The sequence below is a fragment of the Acidovorax sp. genome, assembly GCF_021287135.1.
GTDB lineage: Bacteria > Pseudomonadota > Gammaproteobacteria > Burkholderiales > Burkholderiaceae_C > Acidovorax.
Window position 1 is genome coordinate 1 of the sequence record NZ_JAJTBB010000080.1, and the last position, 17,675, is coordinate 17,675.

Sequence of the window (17,675 nt, forward strand, 5' to 3'; positions counted from 1 at the left end):
CGCTGGCCCATGCACACCGGACAGCTCGAGGGGATCAACAACCGCATCAAGGTCATCAAGCGCATGGCTTATGGCTACCGTGACTGCGAGTACTTCTTCCTCAAGATCAAGGCAGCGTTCCCCGGGAATGCGTGAAGAACCTTTTTTATCCCGCACGTTTCCTTGGCCGCAGTCGTCCGTGCGGCCAAGGCGGGGCCATCAGGGTATTCCTTTGCCAACATGGCGCTGGAGCCTCCCTAGAATGTGCTGCACCGCAATACATGGGCCCCGCGCCCGAGGAGTCGTTGTGTCCGAACAGAAAAGTGCCGCATCCAAGCCGGCGCAGCGCGTCATCAAGAAGTACCCCAACCGCCGTCTGTACGACACGGACACCTCCACCTACATCACCCTGGCCGAAGTGCGCCAGCTGGTGATGGAGCACCAGCACGTGGTGGTGCGGGATGCCAAGACGGGCGAAGACCTCACGCGCAGCATCCTGCTGCAGATCATTCTGGAAGAAGAGGCGGGCGGCGCGCCCATGTTCTCCGAGGCCGTGCTGGCCAACATCATCCGTTTCTACGGGCACGCGATGCAGGGCTTCATGGGCGCTTACCTCGAGAAGAACGTGCAGGCCTTCACCGACTTCCAGTCCAAGATGGCCGAGCAGTCGCAGAACGTCACGCCCGAGATGTGGTCCCAGTTCATGAACCTGCAGTCGCCCCTGCTCAAGGGCATGATGGGCAACTACATGGAGCAATCGCAATCGATGCTGACGCAGATGCAGGAGCAGATGCAAAAGCAGACGGAGCAGATGCTGGGGGCGTTCGGAATAAAGAGGTAAGCCCCCCTGAGCGGCTTTGCCGCGTCCCCCCAGGGGGACGCCGCCAGCGCGGCGGGGCGGCCCTTGCGCGGCGGCTGCTGGCGTTGAAGGCGCGCCAGTTTTCAAGGCCATGGCGATTCGCAGGCCTTGCCGTGAACCCGCACGGAAACCCTTGCGGCCCGGGACCTGGGACAATACGGGGTTATGAGCGAAGCAATTGCCCCCACAAGAACCCCCAAAGTCGGGTTCGTATCCCTCGGATGCCCGAAGGCACTCACCGACTCCGAACTCATCCTCACGCAACTGAGCGCCGAGGGCTACGAGACGTCCAAGACCTTCCAGGGCGCGGACCTGGTCATTGTCAATACCTGCGGCTTCATTGACGACGCGGTGAAGGAAAGCCTGGACACGATTGGCGAGGCCCTGGCCGAGAACGGCAAGGTCATCGTCACCGGCTGCCTGGGCGCGCGCGCGGGCGAGGCGGGCGGCAACCTGGTGAAGGACGTGCACCCCAGCGTGCTGGCCGTGACTGGCCCGCATGCCACGCAAGAGGTGATGGAGGCTGTGCACACGCACCTGCCCAAGCCGCACGACCCCTTCCTCGACCTGGTGCCCGGCGCGTTTGGCGAGGCGGGCATCAAGCTCACGCCGCGCCACTATGCCTACCTCAAGATCAGCGAGGGCTGCAACCACCGCTGCACCTTCTGCATCATCCCCTCGATGCGCGGCGACCTGGTGTCGCGGCCTATTGGCGATGTGCTCAAGGAGGCCAAGGCGCTGTTTGAAGGCGGCGTGAAGGAACTGCTGGTCATCAGCCAGGACACCTCGGCCTATGGCGTGGACGTGAAGTACCGCACGGGCTTCTGGGACGGCAAGCCCGTCAAGACCCGCATGCTGGAACTGGTGCAGACCTTGGGCGAAATTGCCGAGCCCTATGGCGCCTGGGTGCGCCTGCACTACGTGTACCCGTACCCCAGCGTGGACGAGGTGATTCCGCTGATGGCCACGGGCCGCGTGCTGCCGTACCTGGACGTGCCCTTCCAGCACAGCCACCCCGATGTGCTCAAGCGCATGAAGCGCCCGGCCAGCGGCGAGCGCAACCTGGAGCGCATCCAGCGCTGGCGCGAGGCCTGCCCCGAGATCGTCATCCGCAGCACCTTCATTGCGGGCTTTCCGGGCGAGACGGAAGAAGAGTTCCAGCACTTGCTGGACTTCGTGCGCGAGGCGCAAATTGATCGCGCGGGCTGCTTTGCCTACAGCGACGTGACGGGCGCCGCCGCCAACGAGCTGCCCGGCATGCTGCCGCTGGGGGTGCGCGAGGAGCGCCGTGCGCGCTTCATGGCCGTGGCCGAAGAGGTGTCCATTGCCAAGCTGCAGCGCCGCGTGGGCGCCACCATGCAGGTGCTGGTGGACCACGCGCCGGCCCTGGGCCGCAAGGGCGGCGTGGGCCGCACCTATGCCGATGCGCCCGAGATCGATGGCACGGTGCAGCTGCTGCCGCCCGAAAAGATCAGCAAGACCATGAAGGTGGGCGAATTCACCCGCGCGCGCATCGTGGGCGTGCAGGGGCACGACCTGATCGCGCAGCCCATCTGAAGCACATCAAAAATGTGAGCGCCTTGCGCTTTCTGGGCCTTTATTTCAGAAGGTTTTGTTTCTGAAAACAAGGCTGGACAAGCGTAAGCAGCTCATATTTCGATAGCGTCCCCCGCGGCGGTGGCGCACAAAAAAAGGCTTCCCGTGGGAAGCCTTTTGTCTTTCGGCACAGGCACCGCGGGGTGCCTTGCGGGGTTTACACGCGCTTGCGGTATTCGCCCGTGCGGGTGTCGATTTCGATCTTGTCGCCCTGGTTCACGAACAGGGGCACGGCCACTTCGAAGCCGGTGGCGATCTTGGCGGGCTTGAGCACCTTGCCGGACGTGTCGCCCTTGACGGCGGGTTCCGTCCAGGTGATTTCGCGTTCGATGCTGGTGGGCAGTTCCACGGAGATGGCCTTGCCGTCGTAGAACACCACTTCCAGGGCCATGCCGTCTTCCAGGTAGTTCAGCGCGTCGCCCATGTTTTCGGCTTCGACTTCGTACTGGTTGTAGTCGGCGTCCATGCACACGTACATGGGGTCGGCAAAGTAGGAGTAGGTGCAATCCTTCTTGTCCAGGATCACGTTGTCGATCTTGTCGTCGGCCTTGAACACGACTTCGGTGCCGAAGTTGGCGATCAGGCTCTTGAGCTTCATGCGCACGGTGGCTGCACCGCGGCCGCCGCGGGCGTATTCGGTCTTCAGGACCACCATGGGGTCCTTGCCGTGCATGATGACGTTGCCGGCGCGGATTTCTTGAGCGATTTTCATAGCAAGTTGCTTGGGTTGGGGCCGCTCAACGTGCGGGCGGGCAAACCTGCTGAAGGAATCGGCGGGTTGCGCGCCGCTGCATGTACCGCGGCGGGAGTGCGCTGGGCGAGGGCACGGGGTGCCGCGCCTGTTTTGCGCAAAGCCCTGTATTTTACCGTTTTTCGGTGACAAAGCCCAAAAGTTGTGTGACGAGGCTGTCCTGCGTCAACAGCCGGCTGCGCGCGTGCTGGATGCAAAGCGTCCATTCCGCCAGGGTGGCGTCGTCGGGCCACTGCAGCGGGGCGGTGTCCAGGCCGTTCCAGGTGGCGTGGAATCGGCGCAGCGAGGCGGGCGCCTGCAGCCAGTCCAGAAACGCGTGCAGCTTGTCGTGGTGGGCGTTGTCGTGCTGCGGGTAGATGTGCCACACCAGGGCCTGGCCCGCCCACAGCGCCCGCACCAGCGAATCTTCGCCGCGCACGGCGTTGAAGTCGCAGGCCCACAGCATGGCGTCAAAGGCGGGCTGCGGGCGGTGCGGGAGGTATGAAATCGATAGCTGCCCGTGCTGGGTGGAGGAGCACTGCGGAGCAGCTTGACCCGCATTCCCGTCCCTGCCTTGCAACGCCGCACGCACGGCGGCGGCCGGGCGGCCGGGCGTGACCAGCAGCCGGGTGGGCTCGGCCTCGCAGCGTTGCAGCAGTTCGGGCAGGGCGGCCGGCTCGTAGCAGAACAGCGAGGCCCAGCGGGTGCCCGGCGCGTCTTCGCCCAGGGCAAAGGCCGTGCGGTGGTCTGCCCGCCAGGCGTCGCGGTCGAACGCCTCGCGCCGGGCCATCAGGTCGCTCTCGCGCAGCAGGCCGCCCGTGGCCGGGGTGAAGCCGGGGTAGAAGAACCAGCGCGTCCAGCCCGCAGCCGGGCCCGACAGGATGGGCGAGGGCAGGCCGTGGGTGCGCTCCACATAGCCCTCGGCCGACAGGTACTCCAGGTTGATCCATACGGGTCTGGGGTGTTTTGGGCCTCTGGCGCTTGCCTGGCGAGCGCTATAAGCTATGAATTCAGGAGCAATTTCGCAGCCGAAGGCCTCCACCATCACATCGGGCGGCGGCTCGTCCGCGCCCGGCGGCGGCGCATGCCAGGGGCGCACGTCCACACCTGTGCAGCCCTCAGGCGCCATCCACTGCAGGGCCGAGGCGTCGTCCACCCACAGCCGCACGCGCTGGCCCCGCGCGGCCAGCTGCGCCACCAGGCGCCAGCACACGCCGATGTCGCCAAAGTTGTCGATCACGCGGCAGAACACGTCCCATTGCAGGGACAGGGCGGGGAGCTTGGCGGTCATGGGGTGGAGGGCTGCGCCCGCAAGTGGTCCACCAGCAGGCGCGCCACGCTGGAGAGGGATTCTTCAGACCGCACGCACAGCACCAGCTGCCGGTGCGCCCAGGGTTCGTTCAGCGTGACCACGCGGATGGGTTGCGAGCCCTTGTACAGCGCGGCGCTGCCCCGCGGCATCACGCCCACGCCCAGGCCGGCGGCCACCATCAGGCACAGCGCGTCGTAGCTGGTGACCTGCATGCGCAGGCGCAGCGGCAGGCCGGCTTCGGCGGCGGCGCGGGTCAGCTGGTTGTTGATGGCGCTGCCTGGGTGCGCACCCACAAAGTCGTAGGGCAGGGCATCGGCCAGCCGGGCGGCCTTGCGCCGCGCCAGCGCGTGGCCCGTGGGCACCACCAGCACCAGCTCGTCCTGGCGGTAGGGCAGTTGCACCACCCGCTCGCCGTAGTGGCCCTGGTTGAGGATGCCCACGTCGGCCGCGTTCTCGGCCACCGATTGGGCGATGGCCGTGCTGATCTGCTCCTGCAGCCGCACATCCACCTGCGGGTGCAGCGCCATGAAGCTCTGCAGCTGCGCGGGCAAGAACTGCGTGATGGCCGAGATGTTGGCCACCACCCGCACATGGCCGCGCACGCCGGCGCCGTACTCGCGCATCTGGCTGGCGATGCCGTCCAGGTCGTTGAGCACGCCGCGCGCCAGGTTCAGCAGCGCGTAGGCGGCGGCCGTGGGCTCGGTGCCCTTGTTGCTGCGGGTGAACAGCGCCACGTGCAGGGCGTCTTCCAGGTCGGCCAGGCGGCGGCTCACGGCCGAGGCGGCCAGGTGCTCGCGCGCGGCGGCGGCGGCGATGGTGCTTTCCTCCATCACGGCCACGAACAGGCGCAGGGAGACGGGGTCGAGTTTCATGGGGTGCTGATGGTAGCAAGCCGCCGCAGCTGCCATGCCGGTTTGCGATGGCATCTTGTTGCTTGAGCGATTTACGGCCCCGCGGGCGCTGCGCATCATTCGCCCCGAGCCGCCCCGGCGTGGGGCGGGCCGCAGGAGACAACCCCACCCATGGATTCCATTGCTTCCCCCGCCGCCTTGCAAGGCGTGCGCGTCATCGAAATGGGCCAGCTCATCGCCGGGCCGTTCTGCGGCAAGACGCTGGGCGAGTTTGGCGCGGACGTGATCAAGATCGAAGCCCCCGAGACGGGCGACCCGCTGCGCAATTGGCGCCTGATCAAGGAGGGCACCTCCGTCTGGTGGCAGGTGCAGTCGCGCAACAAGCGCTCCGTGGCGCTGGACCTGCGCCAAAAGGAAGGCCAAACAATAGCCCGCCAGCTGATTGCCGAGGCCGATGTGCTGGTCGAGAACTTCCGCCCCGGCACGCTGGAGGGCTGGGGCATGTCGCCCGAAGAGCTGCACGCGCTCAACCCCGGCCTGGTGATGCTGCGCATCTCCGGCTACGGCCAGACCGGCCCCTACCGCGACCTGCCGGGCTTTGGCGCCATTGGCGAGGCCATGGGCGGCCTGCGCCACCTGACGGGCGAGCCCGGCCGGGTGCCGGTGCGTGTTGGCGTGTCGATTGGCGACACGCTGGCCGCGTTGCACGGCACCATCGGCGTACTCACGGCGCTGTACCACCGCAAGGTCAATGGCGGCCAGGGGCAGGTGATTGACGTGGCGCTGCACGAGGCCGTGTTCAACGTGATGGAAAGCCTGATCCCCGAATACAGCGCCTTTGGTGCCGTGCGCGAGGCGGCGGGCAGCGCGCTGCCGGGGATTGCCCCCAGCAACGCCTACCCCTGCACGGACGGTTGGGTGCTGGTGGCGGGCAATGGCGACAGCATCTTCAAGCGGCTGATGGACGCCATCGGCCGGCCCGACCTGGGCGCCGCGCCGGACCTGGCCAACAACACCGGCCGCGTCGCCCGCGTGGACGAGATCGACGCCGCCATCGGCGCCTGGAGCGCGCAGCGCACCGTGCAGCAGGTGCTGGATGCCTTGGGCGCCGCGCGCGTGCCCGCGGGCAAGGTCTACACCGCCAAGGACATTGCCGAAGACCCGCACTACCGCGCCCGCGACATGCTGCTCACGCAGCAGACGCGCGACGGCTACAGCGTGGAAGTGCCCGGCATCGTGCCCAAGCTCTCGGCCACGCCCGGCACCATCCGCAGCAGTGCGCCGCACCTGGGCGATGACACCGATGCCGTGCTGGCAGAAATGGGGCTCAATGCCGAGCAGATTGCGCTGCTGCGGAGCAAGGGGGTGATTCAATGAGTGCCTTTCAGGCGGTATGGCAGGGCGCGGGCCGCCGCATCCACTTGCAGGAAGTCGGCCTGCGCGATGGCCTGCAGATGGAGGCGGCGTTCGTCCCCACGGCCGACAAGATCGCGCTGTGCAACGCGCTCTCGGCCACGGGCGTGGCCAAGATCGAGGTGACCTCGTTCACCTCGCCCACGGCCATTCCCGCGCTCAAGGACGCAGAGATAGTGATGCGCGAGATCACGCGCCGCCCCGGCACCGTGTACACCGCGCTGGTGCCCAACCTGCGCGGCGCCGAGCGCGCCATCGAGTCGCGCACCGACGAGCTGAACCTCGTGATGTCGGTGAGCAGCACGCACAACATCGCCAACCTGCGCATGACGCAGGCGCAGTCCTTCGATGCGCTGGCCCAGGTGGTGGCGCGGGCGCAGTCGGCGCAGGTGGCGGTGAACGTGTCGCTCTCGTGCGTGTTCGGCTGCCCCATGGAGGGCGACGTTCCCCAGGCCCAGGTCTTCGACTGGGTGCAGCGCTTTGTGGACCTGGGCGTGCGCGGCATCACGCTGTGCGACACCACCGGCATGGCCTACCCCACGCAGGTGCACCAGCTCACCGCGGCGGCGCGTGCGCGCTGGCCGGGCGTGGCGTTCACGCTGCACTTCCACAACACGCGCGGCATGGGGCTGGCCAACGTGCTGGCCGCCATCGACGCGGGGGCGGACCGGTTCGACGCCTCGCTGGGCGGCCTGGGCGGCTGCCCCTACGCGCCCGGCGCCAGCGGCAACGTGTGCAGCGAAGAGATTGCGCACGCCCTGGCGCTGATGGGCTATGCCACCGGGGTGGATCTGGACGGGCTGCTGGCCGCCGCGCGGCAGCTGCCCGCGCTCATCGGGCACGACATCCCCAGCCAGATCGCCAAGGCCGGTCCCCGCCTGGCGCTGCACCCGGTGCCGGCGGATTTCGACGCCATCCGCGCGCGGGCGCTGGCGCGCTGAAGCTGCGCAAGACCTGATTCCTCACCCAGAACAAACGGAGACAACACCATGGCCTTTTCCACCCCGCTGTCCCGCCGCGTCGTCACCGCGGCCGTGCTGTGCTCTGCCGCGCTGGCGGCGCTCGCGCAGGACAAGTACCCGTCCAAGCCCATCACCGTGGTCGTGCCCCAGGCCGCAGGCGGCGCCAATGACGCCATTGCGCGCGTGGTGGCGCAGAAGCTGGGCGAGCAGCTGGGCCAGAGCGTCATCGTGGACAACCGTCCCGGTGCGGGCGGCACCCTGGCCACCGCCGCCACGGCCCGTGCGCGCAACGATGGCTACACGCTGCTGCTCACGGCCGACAGCGCGCACGTGATCGGCCCCGCGCTGTACAAGAACCCGGGCTTCGACCCCGTGAAGGATTTCGTGCCGGTGGCCCCCGTCGCCACGGCGGGCTATGTGCTGGTGGCGCACCCGTCCTTTCCTGCGAACAACGTGGCCGAGCTGGTCAAGCTGGCCAAGCTCCATCCCGGCCAATATGCGATCGCGTCGGCCGGCAACGGCACGCTGAATCACCTCATCGGTGAGATGCTGCAAAAGGCTGCGGGCATTCAGCTGCAGCACATTCCCTACAAGGGCTCTGCGGCAGCCGCGACCGACGTGGTGGGCGGGCAGGTGCCGCTGTCGGTGCAGAGCCTGCCGTCGGTCATTGCGTTCATCAAGGCGGGCAAGCTCAAGGTGCTGGGTGTGGTCAACGAAAAGCGTGTGGCGGCGCTGCCCGATGCGCCCACGATCGGCGAGACCCTGAAAGGCTTTGGCCAGGCGCCCTGGTATGCGCTGTTCGCCCCGGCCGGCACGCCCGCGCCCATCGTTGCGCAGCTGCAGGCCGAGGTGGCCCGTGCGCTGGAGCACAAGGACGTGGTGGACAAGCTGGCAACGGTGGGCTGCGAGCCCTTCAAGGGCACAGCCGCGCAACTGGGCGCGCTGGTGCAGTCCGACCTGCCCAAGTGGAGCCGCGTGGTCAAGGAGACCGGCGCCACGGTGGATTGAGCGGAGCCTTTTCTTTCCTTTCCCTTTATTCCCATTCCATTCAACGACACAACAAACCGGAGACACCGCGTGAACCTGAACCGCAAACATTTCAACGCCCTGGCCCTGGCGGCCCTGGCCGCCGCCTTTGCCGGCACGGCCGCCGCCCAGGCCGCCTACCCCAGCAAGACCGTGACCATGGTGGTGCCCACAGCCGCCGGCGGCACCACCGATCTCTCGGCCCGCATGCTGGCGCAGGCCCTGGGCCCGGTGCTGGGCCAGACGGTGGTGGTGGACAACAAGGGCGGCGGCAACGGCAACATCGCCGCCAGCATCGTCAAGCGTGCCGAGGCAGACGGCCACACCGTGCTCATGCAGTACTCGGGCTACCACGTCATCTCGCCCCACATTACCAAGCAAAAGCAGTGGGAGCAGGCTGACTTCCAGCCCGTGGCCAATGTCATCTCGGCCCCGCAGATCATCGTGGTGCGGGCCGACCTGCCGGTGAAGACGCTGCCCGAGCTGATCGCCTACGCCAAGGCCAACCCCGGCAAGCTCAACTACGCCTCGTCGGGCAACGGCTCGCTGCAGCACGTGACCGGCGCCATGCTGGAACAGCAGGGCGGCATCAAGATGGTGCACGTGCCCTACAAGGGCACCGGCCCCGCGCTGCAGGATCTGCTGGGCGGCCAGGTGGACCTGACCTTCGGCACGGCACCGCCCTTCATGCCCCACATCGCCAGCGGCAAGCTGCGCGTGCTGGCCGTGACGGGCAAGGAGCGCCTGGCCAGCCTGCCCGACGTGCCCACCACGGCCGAGGCGGGCTACCCCAAGGTCGATGCCACTTCGTGGTTCGCCGTGTTCGCGCCCGCTGGCGTGCCTAAGCCGGTGGTGGACAAGCTCACGGCCGACATCCGCACCGTGGTGCAAAGCGCCGCCTTCAAACAGAAGGCGCAGGAGCAGGGCGCCACGGCCGACTACCAGACTCCAGCACAGCTGGGCGACAAGGTGAAGGCGGACCTGGCCAACTGGGCGGCCGTGGTGAAGACCTCGAAGATCGAAGCAGAGTAAGCATCAAAATGGCCTCCAGCGCTTGATGGATAAGCGCTGGCAGCTATTGTTTTAGGAGCTTCATCGGCCGGCGGTGCCTGCCGCCACAATACGCGCCATGTCCCATTCCGATGAACTTCTGGCGCAAGTGGCTGCGCTGCCCGCGCTGCCGGGCGTCTACCGCTATTTCGACGCCCAGGGCGCGCTGCTCTACGTGGGCAAGGCGCGGCACCTCAAGCGCCGCGTGTCCAGCTACTTCACCAAGAACCATGGCGGCACGCGCATCGGCCACATGGTCAGCAAGATCGCGCGGCTGGAGACCACGGTGGTGCGCTCGGAGGCCGAGGCGCTGCTGCTGGAAAACAACCTCATCAAGACGTTGAACCCCAAGTTCAACATCCTGTTCCGCGACGACAAGAGTTACCCCTATCTCAAGATCACCGGCACGCCGGGCGCCCACACGCGCGGCGACGCGCCCGGGCAGGTCTTCCCGCGCATGGCGTACTACCGTGGTGCCGTGGACAAGAAGCACCGCTACTTCGGCCCCTACCCCAGCGCCTGGGCCGTGAAGGAATCCATCCAGCTGCTGCAAAAGGTGTTCCGCCTGCGCACCTGCGAGGACACGGTGTTTGCCAACCGCACGCGGCCGTGCCTGCTATACCAGATCAAGCGCTGCACCGGCCCGTGCGTGGACCTGATCTCGCCGGAGGCTTATGCGGTGGACGTGCAAAACGCCGAAGCGATGCTGCGCGGCGAGACCCAGGAGCTGCTGCAGGCGCTGGAGCAGCGGATGATGGCGCACTCCGAAAAGCTCGAATTCGAGCAGGCCGCCGAGGTGCGCAACCAGATCCAGGCCCTGTCGCGCGTGCTGCACCAGCAGTCCATCGAGATCGCCGACGACAAGGACGTGGACATCCTCGCCGTGCGGGTGCAGGGCGGCCGCGCCTGCGTGAACCTGGCCATGGTGCGCGGCGGGCGGCACCTGGGCGACCGGCCGTACTTTCCGGTGCATGTGGAGGACGCCGCGGCCGTGTTCGAGGAAGAGGGAGAGGAGACCCTGGGCGACGGCAGCTCGCCCCGGCCCGTGGAGGCACAGGTGCTGGAAGCCTTCATTGCCCAGCACTACATCGGCGTGCCCGTGCCCCCGGTGCTGGTGACCAGCGTGCCGGTGGACAGGGCGCTGATGGAGGCCTTGTCCGATCAGGCCGGCCTGCGCGTGACCGCCATCCACCAGCCCCGCGAGCAGCGCCGCGCCTGGCTGGACATGGCGCAGAAGAACGCCGACCTGCAGCTGGCGCGCCTGCTGGCCGAAGAAGGCTCGCAGCAGGCCCGCACGCGCGCACTGGCCGAGGCGCTGGACCTGCCGCCCGAAGACCTGGACCAGCTCACCATCGAGTGCTTCGACATCTCGCACACGGCAGGCGAATCCACGCAGGCGTCGTGCGTCGTGTTCCACCACCACAAGATGCAAAGCAGCGAATACCGCCGCTACAAGATCGAAGGCATCACCGGTGGCGACGACTACGCCGCCATGCGCCAGGTGCTCACGCGCCGCTACAGCAAGGTGGCCGAGGCCGCGCGCGAGGCCGGCGGCATCGACTTTGCCGCGCCGCCGCCGCCCGATACCGAGGCGGCGGCAGGGGCCGTCAAACCCAAGGGCGTGGCGCGCCTGCCCGACCTGGTGCTGATCGACGGCGGCAAGGGCCAGGTGGGCATTGCGCGCGAAGTGTTCACCGCGCTGGGCCTGGACCTCACGCGCATCGTCGGCGTGGAAAAAGGCGAGGGCCGCAAGGTGGGCCTCGAAGAGCTGGTGTTTGCCGATGGCCGCGAGAAGATCTACCTGGGCAAGGACTCGGCCGCGCTGATGCTGGTGGCGCAGATCCGCGACGAGGCGCACCGCTTTGCCATCACCGGCATGCGCGCTGCACGCGCCAAGGTGCGGGTGGGCGGCGGGCAGCTGGAGGAAATCCCCGGCGTGGGCCCCAAGAAGCGCGCGCGGCTGCTGCAGCGCTTTGGCGGCGTGCGCGGCGTGGCCGCGGCCAGCGTGGAGGACCTGGCCACCGTGGAGGGCATCTCGCGCGACCTGGCCGAAGAGATCTACCGCGCGCTGCGCTGAAACGAGACCCCCTCGGGGGGCAGGAAGCTCCATGCACTGAGCGACCGCGGGGGCTATCCCGTGACACAATCGCCGCCATGTTCTGGACGATCCCCACCCTGATGACCTGGACGCGCATCGTCGCGATACCTCTGCTTGTGGGGGTCTTCTATGCGCCGCTGGAGCCGGCCACGCGCAACCTCATCGCCACGGCGATGTTCGTGGTGTTCGCCGCCACGGATTGGCTGGACGGCTTCCTGGCCCGCAAGCTCAACCAGACGTCGTCCTTCGGGGCTTTTCTGGACCCGGTGGCTGACAAGTTCCTGGTGTGCGCGGCGCTGCTCGTGCTGGTGGACCTGCAGCGCGCGGATGTCTTTGTGGCGCTCATCATCATCGGGCGCGAAATCGCCATCTCGGCGCTGCGCGAATGGATGGCGCAGATCGGCGCGAGCAAGAGCGTGGCCGTGCACATGATCGGCAAGGTGAAGACCACCGTGCAGATGCTGGCCATTCCCTTCCTGCTGTACGACGGCCAGCTGTTCGGCGTGATCGATACCGGTGTGTGGGGACGCTGGCTCATCTGGGCCTCGGCGGTGCTGACCGTCTGGTCGATGGTCTACTACCTGCGCAAGGCGCTGCCGGAGATCCGCGCGCGGGTGAAGAAATAAACAGCCCCAAACCCGTCGCGGGCGTGCACCCAACAGGGCGCTGCGCAAGGGCTGGCGGCGGTCCGGAGAAATGCGCAGACGGGTGTCAATACGGAGTGCTGCCCATACGGCGTGTTTGAGACAAAACGCCTCGCAAGCCCTGTCGCAGCGTGAAATACGACTAGAATTCGGTGCAACGCTGCGCCAAAACAGCGTGTTGTATTGACACCCGGAAACTCGATCGCTTTAATCTGATGCAGCAGCCGCTGCTGTGTATGCCAGTCCTTCCCCCGTCTGTTTTGCAACCCGGCCCCTGGGCTGGGTTTTCGGACGTGTGAAGACCAGATCTCCGCGAGACATTCCTTCAACTCTTTTCCGAGAGGCTTCTTGTGAACAAAACCGAACTGATTGAGCACATTGCTACCAACGCCGACATCTCCAAGGCTGCCGCTGCTCGTGCCCTGGAATCCACGATCGAGGCCGTCAAGAAGACCCTGAAGAAGGGCGGAACCGTGTCGCTCGTCGGTTTCGGTACCTTTGCGGTGGGCAAGCGTGCCGCCCGCACGGGCCGCAATCCCCGCACCGGCGCTACGATTAAAATCAAAGCTGCTAAAGTTCCAAAGTTCCGTCCTGGCAAGGCATTGAAAGACGCCTTGAACTGAGGATCAGTTTAGGTGGGGTCCTTAGCTCAGTTGGTAGAGCGGCTCCTTTACACGGAGTAGGTCGGCGGTTCGAGACCGTCAGGACCCACCATCACCGAACAAAGGCGAACGCAAGTTCGCCTTTTGTTTTTTGTCTTCTGAAAGATCGACCATGTTTGAATCCATCCGCAAGCACTCCAAGATCGTCATGATCTTATTGTTCTTGCTGGTCATTCCATCGTTTGTGCTGGTAGGCATCGACCGCAATTACTTTTCCGAGAAGAGTCCTGTGGTTGCGCGGGTCGATGGTGAAAAGATCAATCAGTCCGACTGGGACAACGCCCACCGCATGGAGTCGGACCGGGTGCGCGCGCAGTCTCCCTCGGTGGACCCCAAGCTGCTGGACTCGCCCCAGGCGCGCTATGCAACGCTGGAGCGCCTGGTGCGCGACCGTGTGCTGGCCGCTGCCGCCAAGGACATGCACCTGGTGACGAGCGACACCCGCCTGGCCCGGGCCCTGCAGGAAATCCCCGCGATCGCCGGCCTGCGCCGCGCGGATGGCACGCTGGACGCCGAGGCCTACCGCGCACTGGTGGGCTCCCAGGGGCTGACGCCCGCCGGTTTTGAAGCCAATGTGCGCCGTGACCTGTCGATCAACCAGGTCATCGGCGGCGTGATGGGCAGCACGTTCAGCACCAACGCCCAGGTGCGCCTGGCGCTGGACCCGCTGTACCAGCAGCGTGAAATCCAGGTCGCGCGCTTCAAGTCCTCGGACTATGCGTCCAAAGTTTCCCCCACCGACGCTGATCTGCAGGCGTACTACCAGGCGCATCCCGCGCAGTTCCAGCAGCTCGAGCAGGCCAGCATCGAATACGTGGTGCTGGATCTCGACAGCGTGCGCGCCGGCATCGTCCTGAACGAAGACGATCTGCGCACCTACTACCAGGAGAACGTGGCGCGCATGGCCGGCAAGGAAGAACGCCGTGCCAGCCACATCCTGGTGAATGCCCCCAAGGACGCTTCCGCCGCTGACCGCGAGAAGGCCAAGGCGCGGGCCCAGGAGCTGCTGGCCCAGGTGCGCAAGGCGCCGGCCTCGTTCGCCGAAGTGGCCAAGAAGTCCTCGGACGACAAGGGGTCGGCCGCCGCTGGCGGTGACCTGAACTTCTTCGGCCGTGGCGCCATGGTCAAGCCTTTTGAAGAGGCGGCCTTCGCACTCAAGAAGGGCGAAATCAGCGACCTGGTGGAAACCGATTTCGGCTACCACATCATTCAGCTGACCGACATCAAGGCCCCGCGCCAGCCCTCGTTTGAAGAACTGCGCCCGACCCTGGAGGCTGAACTCAAGCAGCAGCAGGCGCAGCGCAAGTTTGCCGAGGTCGCGGAAGCCTTCACGAACAGCGTGTACGAGCAGGCCGACAGCCTCAAGCCCGTGGCCGACAAGCTCAAGCTCAAGGTGCAAACGGCCACGGGCGTGACCCGCACGCCGGCCGCTGGCGCCACCGGCCCCCTGGCCAGCCCGAAGTTCCTGGAAGCGTTGTTCTCCACCGATTCGCTGCAGAACAAGCGCAACACCGAAGCCGTTGAGGTGGGCCCCAGCCAGGTGGCCGCAGGCCGCGTCGTGCAGTACACCCCCGCCAAGACCTTGCCGCTGGAAGAGGTGCGTGCCCGCGTGCGCGAGCTCTACGTCGGCCAGAAGGCTTCCGAGCTGGCCCGCAAGGACGGCGAGGCCAAGCTGGCCGCCTGGAAGGCAACGCCCGCCAGCGCCTCCGGCCTGGCGGCGCCTGTCCAGGTCTCGCGCGAACAAACGCAGAACCTGCCCCGCGCGGTGATCGATGCAGCCCTGCACGCGCCGGTGGACACGTTGCCCGGCTGGGTGGGTGTGGACCTGGGGTCGGACGGCTATGCGGTGGTCAAGCTGGCCCGCGTGGTGCCCCGCACGGCGCCGGACGCGCAACGTGCCCAGCAGGAGCGCCAGCAGTATCAGCAGTGGTGGTCGGCGGCCGAAGGCTTGGCCTATTACGAAATGCTCAAAAAACGTTACAAGGCCGAAATCAAGGTGCCCCGGCCTTCCACCAGCCTCCAGGCGCTGGCAGAAAATTGAACGTGAAGCCTGGGAAGGGGGCAATCCCAGGCTATAATACAAAGCTACGGTGGCTGTAGCTCAGTTGGTAGAGTCCAGGATTGTGATTCCTGTCGTCGTGGGTTCGAGTCCCATCAGCCACCCCAGATCAGCAAAGCCGCTGCAGCTATCAAGGTTGCAGCGGCTTTTGTCTTTTGTTCCCGCCGTGGGAAGCCGGCACGGTGCATGGCATGGCACCGCGCAGACACTCCTCCCAAAAGCCCCGGTGCCGTCAACTGGTCGCTGCATCGGCAGGATGCGTTGCTCCTAAATTCGTAGCTGCTCGCGCTTGCAAGGCAAGCGCCAAGGCCCGATTTCTCTGAAAAATCAGATACGGTTTTGCAGCGGCGCCGGGCGGCTGGCGTGGGCCTGGCGGTCCGCGTTGCGCTGCAGTATGTGCTGCGCAATGGCCTGGGCCAGAGCCTCCTCGGCCACGAACACCGTGCACTCGGCTGCTTGCGCGATACGGCGGCCCTCTTCGGCGCTGGGGCTGCGCACGGCCACTTCGATCTGTGGATTCAGGGTGCGGGCCGCAGTGATGATCTGGTGCACGTGCAGGGTGTCCGGTAGGGCAATCACCAGCATGGCGGCGCGGGCGATGTGGGCCTGGATGAGAACGGCCGGGTCCGTGGCGTTCCCGAAAACTGCGGCCTTGCCGGCTTTGCGCAGCGATTCCACCAGTTCCCGGTTGTGCTCGGCAATCACCAACGGCACGTCCTGCGTGGCCAGCAGGTTCGCCACGCGGCGGCCCACCCGGCCGTACCCCACCAGCACCACCTGCCGCGCCAGGTACCGGGCATCGGTGCTCATGGGCAGTTCGGCCAGCGGGTCGTCCCGCTGTTCCAGGCGGCGCGCCCACGCCGAATGGGCGAGCAGCCATGCCCGCAGCGGCGCAAGCGCCAGAAAGAGCAGCGGGTTCAGGGCCATGGAGATCAGTGAGCCCGCCAGCACTAGGCTGGCGCCCTCGGAGGGCAGCATCTTGAGCGAGGTGCCCAGCGCGACCAGGATGAACGAGAACTCGCCGATCTGCGCCAAGCTGGCCGACACCGTGAGCGCCGTGTTGAGCGGATAGCGAAACGCCAGCACCAGGGCCGCGGCCGCGAGGGTCTTGCCCACCAGGATGATGGCGACCACCGCGGCGACCTGCAAGGGACGGTCCCACAGCACGGCGGGATTGAAGAGCATCCCGACGGACACGAAGAACAGCACGGCAAACGCGTCCCGCAGCGGCAGGGATTCCTGCGCGGCCCGGTGGCTGAGGGTGGATTCGCGCATCACCATGCCCGCGAAAAACGCGCCCAGCGCGAAGGACACGCCAAACAGCACCGCAGATCCAAACGCGATGCCGATGGCCGTGGCCACGACGCACAGCGTGAACAGCTCGCGGGAACCGGTGCGCGCCACCTGCCAGAGCAGCCAGGGGAACAGGCGCCGCCCCACCAGGAGCATGAGCGCGACGAAGGCCCCCACCTGCACCAGTTTCCATGCCAGGGCCCAGCCCAGGGCCGCGCCGTGCACCGGCGGGGCGGGAGGGTGCTGGACTGCGCCGCCCAGCCAGCCCGCCAAGGGCGGCAACAGCACCAGCACCAGCACCATGAGCAGGTCTTCCACCACCAGCCAACCCACCGCAATGCGACCGGTGTGGCTCTCGAGAATGCCCTGCGCTTCCAGCGCCCGCAGCAGTACCACCGTGCTGGCGACCGAGAGCGACAGGCCGAACACCAGCGCACCGCCCAGCGGCCACCCCCACCACACGGCCAGCCCGGTGCCCAACGCGGTCGCCACCATCATCTGCACCGCAGCGCCCGGCACCGCGATCTTTCGCACGGCCAAAAGGTCGTCCCACGAGAAGTGCAGGCCCACCCCGAACATCAGCAGCATCACACCGATTTCCGCGAGCTGGCTGGCCAGTTCGGCATCGGCAATGAAACCGGGGGTGAAAGGGCCGATCACCACGCCGGCGATCAGATAGCCCACCAGAGGCGGCAAGCGCAAGCGCGCGGCCCCAAAGCCCAGCACAAGCGCCAGTCCGAACGCCGCAGCGATGGTGTTGATGAGCATCACACTGTGCGGCATGGGCAACTCCGGGAAGAAAGGGCGGGGCGGATGCGGCAGAAGCGAACTGCGCGTGGCGCAGTCCGCAGCAGATTCTGTTGCCGTTATAACCGCCACCGCCTGCCGCCCGACAAGGCCCGCATCGGCGAGAGGGCGCCGCCTCGGCGCACCCGCTGCGCGGGTTATGATTCGCAGTCTGCACTCGCCAAGCGCAGTGCATGCCAACAGCAGACCGGCCGCGCGCCGCCCGACGTCTGTTCACTGCCCGTAGCTCAACTGGATAGAGCAATAGCCTTCTAAGCTATAGGTCGGGGGTTCGAGTCCCTCCGGGCAGGCCAAATCAGCATTTCAAGACACCTCGCAACATCGCAAAACCCGC

15 protein-coding genes and 3 tRNA genes are annotated in these 17,675 nt (G+C 66.7%); 14 read left to right on the forward strand and 4 right to left on the reverse strand.

Going from position 1 to position 17,675, the window contains the following annotated elements; translation table 11 throughout:
• The 3 genes from LWW96_RS18800 to rimO all read left to right on the forward strand — a co-directional run.
• Positions 1 to 135, forward strand: a 135-nt coding sequence (locus LWW96_RS18800; RefSeq protein WP_291488131.1) for a transposase, incomplete at its 5' end; no start/stop codon positions are given.
• Positions 136 to 286: 151 nt separating this feature from the next.
• Positions 287 to 820, forward strand: coding sequence for a polyhydroxyalkanoate synthesis repressor PhaR (gene phaR / locus LWW96_RS18805; RefSeq protein WP_291489389.1), 534 nt, complete (start codon positions 287 to 289; stop codon positions 818 to 820).
• Positions 821 to 1,003: 183 nt separating this feature from the next.
• The gene (rimO, locus tag LWW96_RS18810; protein ID WP_291489390.1) at positions 1,004 to 2,395 is read left to right on the forward strand and encodes a 30S ribosomal protein S12 methylthiotransferase RimO; all 1,392 of its coding nucleotides are present in this window, start codon (positions 1,004 to 1,006) and stop codon (positions 2,393 to 2,395) included.
• Between the two features lie 196 nt (positions 2,396 to 2,591).
• On the opposite strand, the gene efp is transcribed toward rimO, so the two are convergent.
• The 3 genes from efp to LWW96_RS18825 all read right to left on the reverse strand — a co-directional run bounded on the left by efp (position 2,592) and on the right by LWW96_RS18825 (position 5,348).
• Positions 2,592 to 3,146 carry an elongation factor P gene (efp, locus tag LWW96_RS18815; protein WP_291489391.1) on the reverse strand — a complete coding sequence of 185 codons (555 nt, stop codon included), beginning with the start codon at positions 3,144 to 3,146 and terminating at the stop codon, positions 2,592 to 2,594.
• 151 nt (positions 3,147 to 3,297) lie between these two features.
• Positions 3,298 to 4,455: an elongation factor P maturation arginine rhamnosyltransferase EarP gene (earP, locus tag LWW96_RS18820; RefSeq protein WP_291489392.1), complete on the reverse strand. Its 1,158-nt coding sequence runs from the start codon at positions 4,453 to 4,455 to the stop codon at positions 3,298 to 3,300.
• A complete protein-coding gene (locus tag LWW96_RS18825; RefSeq protein WP_291489393.1) occupies positions 4,452 to 5,348 on the reverse strand; it encodes a LysR family transcriptional regulator in 897 nt (298 codons plus the stop codon). Before LWW96_RS18825 ends, earP begins: the two co-directional genes overlap by 4 nt.
• A 150-nt stretch (positions 5,349 to 5,498) precedes the next feature.
• Between LWW96_RS18825 and LWW96_RS18830 the strand changes: the two genes are divergently transcribed.
• From LWW96_RS18830 to LWW96_RS18875, 10 genes are all read left to right on the forward strand, one after another.
• Positions 5,499 to 6,704: a CoA transferase gene (locus LWW96_RS18830; protein ID WP_291489394.1), complete on the forward strand. Its 1,206-nt coding sequence runs from the start codon at positions 5,499 to 5,501 to the stop codon at positions 6,702 to 6,704.
• Positions 6,701 to 7,681 (forward strand): hydroxymethylglutaryl-CoA lyase, encoded by a 981-nt coding sequence (locus LWW96_RS18835; RefSeq protein WP_291489395.1) that lies wholly within the window; start codon positions 6,701 to 6,703, stop codon positions 7,679 to 7,681. Before LWW96_RS18830 ends, LWW96_RS18835 begins: the two co-directional genes overlap by 4 nt.
• Positions 7,682 to 7,729: 48 nt before the next feature.
• Complete coding sequence (locus tag LWW96_RS18840; RefSeq protein WP_291489396.1) at positions 7,730 to 8,710, forward strand: tripartite tricarboxylate transporter substrate binding protein; 981 nt, start codon at positions 7,730 to 7,732, stop codon at positions 8,708 to 8,710.
• A gap of 69 nt (positions 8,711 to 8,779) precedes the next feature.
• On the forward strand, positions 8,780 to 9,760 hold the full coding sequence (locus tag LWW96_RS18845) for a tripartite tricarboxylate transporter substrate binding protein (protein ID WP_291489397.1): 981 nt from the start codon (positions 8,780 to 8,782) through the stop codon (positions 9,758 to 9,760).
• Positions 9,761 to 9,857: 97 nt separating this feature from the next.
• Complete coding sequence (gene uvrC / locus LWW96_RS18850) at positions 9,858 to 11,855, forward strand: excinuclease ABC subunit UvrC (RefSeq protein WP_291489398.1); 1,998 nt, start codon at positions 9,858 to 9,860, stop codon at positions 11,853 to 11,855.
• A 77-nt stretch (positions 11,856 to 11,932) separates the two neighbouring features.
• Positions 11,933 to 12,502 carry a CDP-diacylglycerol--glycerol-3-phosphate 3-phosphatidyltransferase gene (pgsA, locus tag LWW96_RS18855; protein WP_291489399.1) on the forward strand — a complete coding sequence of 190 codons (570 nt, stop codon included), beginning with the start codon at positions 11,933 to 11,935 and terminating at the stop codon, positions 12,500 to 12,502.
• Positions 12,503 to 12,870: 368 nt separating this feature from the next.
• A complete protein-coding gene (locus tag LWW96_RS18860) occupies positions 12,871 to 13,143 on the forward strand; it encodes an HU family DNA-binding protein (RefSeq protein ID WP_008906675.1) in 273 nt (90 codons plus the stop codon).
• A gap of 15 nt (positions 13,144 to 13,158) precedes the next feature.
• Positions 13,159 to 13,234 (forward strand) — tRNA-Val (locus LWW96_RS18865).
• A gap of 60 nt (positions 13,235 to 13,294) precedes the next feature.
• A complete protein-coding gene (locus LWW96_RS18870) occupies positions 13,295 to 15,223 on the forward strand; it encodes a SurA N-terminal domain-containing protein (RefSeq protein WP_291489400.1) in 1,929 nt (642 codons plus the stop codon).
• A 49-nt stretch (positions 15,224 to 15,272) separates the two neighbouring features.
• A tRNA-His gene (locus tag LWW96_RS18875) sits at positions 15,273 to 15,348 on the forward strand.
• Positions 15,349 to 15,568: 220 nt separating this feature from the next.
• Here the strand turns inward: LWW96_RS18875 and LWW96_RS18880 are convergent.
• The gene (locus LWW96_RS18880; protein ID WP_291489401.1) at positions 15,569 to 17,317 is read right to left on the reverse strand and encodes a cation:proton antiporter; all 1,749 of its coding nucleotides are present in this window, start codon (positions 17,315 to 17,317) and stop codon (positions 15,569 to 15,571) included.
• 240 nt (positions 17,318 to 17,557) lie between these two features.
• Between LWW96_RS18880 and LWW96_RS18885 the strand changes: the two genes are divergently transcribed.
• Positions 17,558 to 17,634 (forward strand) — tRNA-Arg (locus tag LWW96_RS18885).
• The last annotated feature ends 41 nt before the right edge of the window (positions 17,635 to 17,675 follow it).

What these genes read in the sequence shown, in the direction of transcription:
- rimO (WP_291489390.1), top strand. Translation starts at nt 1,004, where the DNA reads ATGAGCGAAGCAATTGCCCCCACAAGAACCCCCAAAGTCGGGTTCGTA.
- efp (WP_291489391.1), bottom strand. Translation starts at nt 3,146, where the DNA reads ATGAAAATCGCTCAAGAAATCCGCGCCGGCAACGTCATCATGCACGGC.
- earP (WP_291489392.1), bottom strand. Translation starts at nt 4,455, where the DNA reads ATGACCGCCAAGCTCCCCGCCCTGTCCCTGCAATGGGACGTGTTCTGC.
- LWW96_RS18825 (WP_291489393.1), bottom strand. Translation starts at nt 5,348, where the DNA reads ATGAAACTCGACCCCGTCTCCCTGCGCCTGTTCGTGGCCGTGATGGAG.
- LWW96_RS18830 (WP_291489394.1), top strand. Translation starts at nt 5,499, where the DNA reads ATGGATTCCATTGCTTCCCCCGCCGCCTTGCAAGGCGTGCGCGTCATC.
- LWW96_RS18835 (WP_291489395.1), top strand. Translation starts at nt 6,701, where the DNA reads ATGAGTGCCTTTCAGGCGGTATGGCAGGGCGCGGGCCGCCGCATCCAC.
- LWW96_RS18840 (WP_291489396.1), top strand. Translation starts at nt 7,730, where the DNA reads ATGGCCTTTTCCACCCCGCTGTCCCGCCGCGTCGTCACCGCGGCCGTG.
- uvrC (WP_291489398.1), top strand. Translation starts at nt 9,858, where the DNA reads ATGTCCCATTCCGATGAACTTCTGGCGCAAGTGGCTGCGCTGCCCGCG.
- pgsA (WP_291489399.1), top strand. Translation starts at nt 11,933, where the DNA reads ATGTTCTGGACGATCCCCACCCTGATGACCTGGACGCGCATCGTCGCG.
- LWW96_RS18870 (WP_291489400.1), top strand. Translation starts at nt 13,295, where the DNA reads ATGTTTGAATCCATCCGCAAGCACTCCAAGATCGTCATGATCTTATTG.
- LWW96_RS18880 (WP_291489401.1), bottom strand. Translation starts at nt 17,317, where the DNA reads ATGCCGCACAGTGTGATGCTCATCAACACCATCGCTGCGGCGTTCGGA.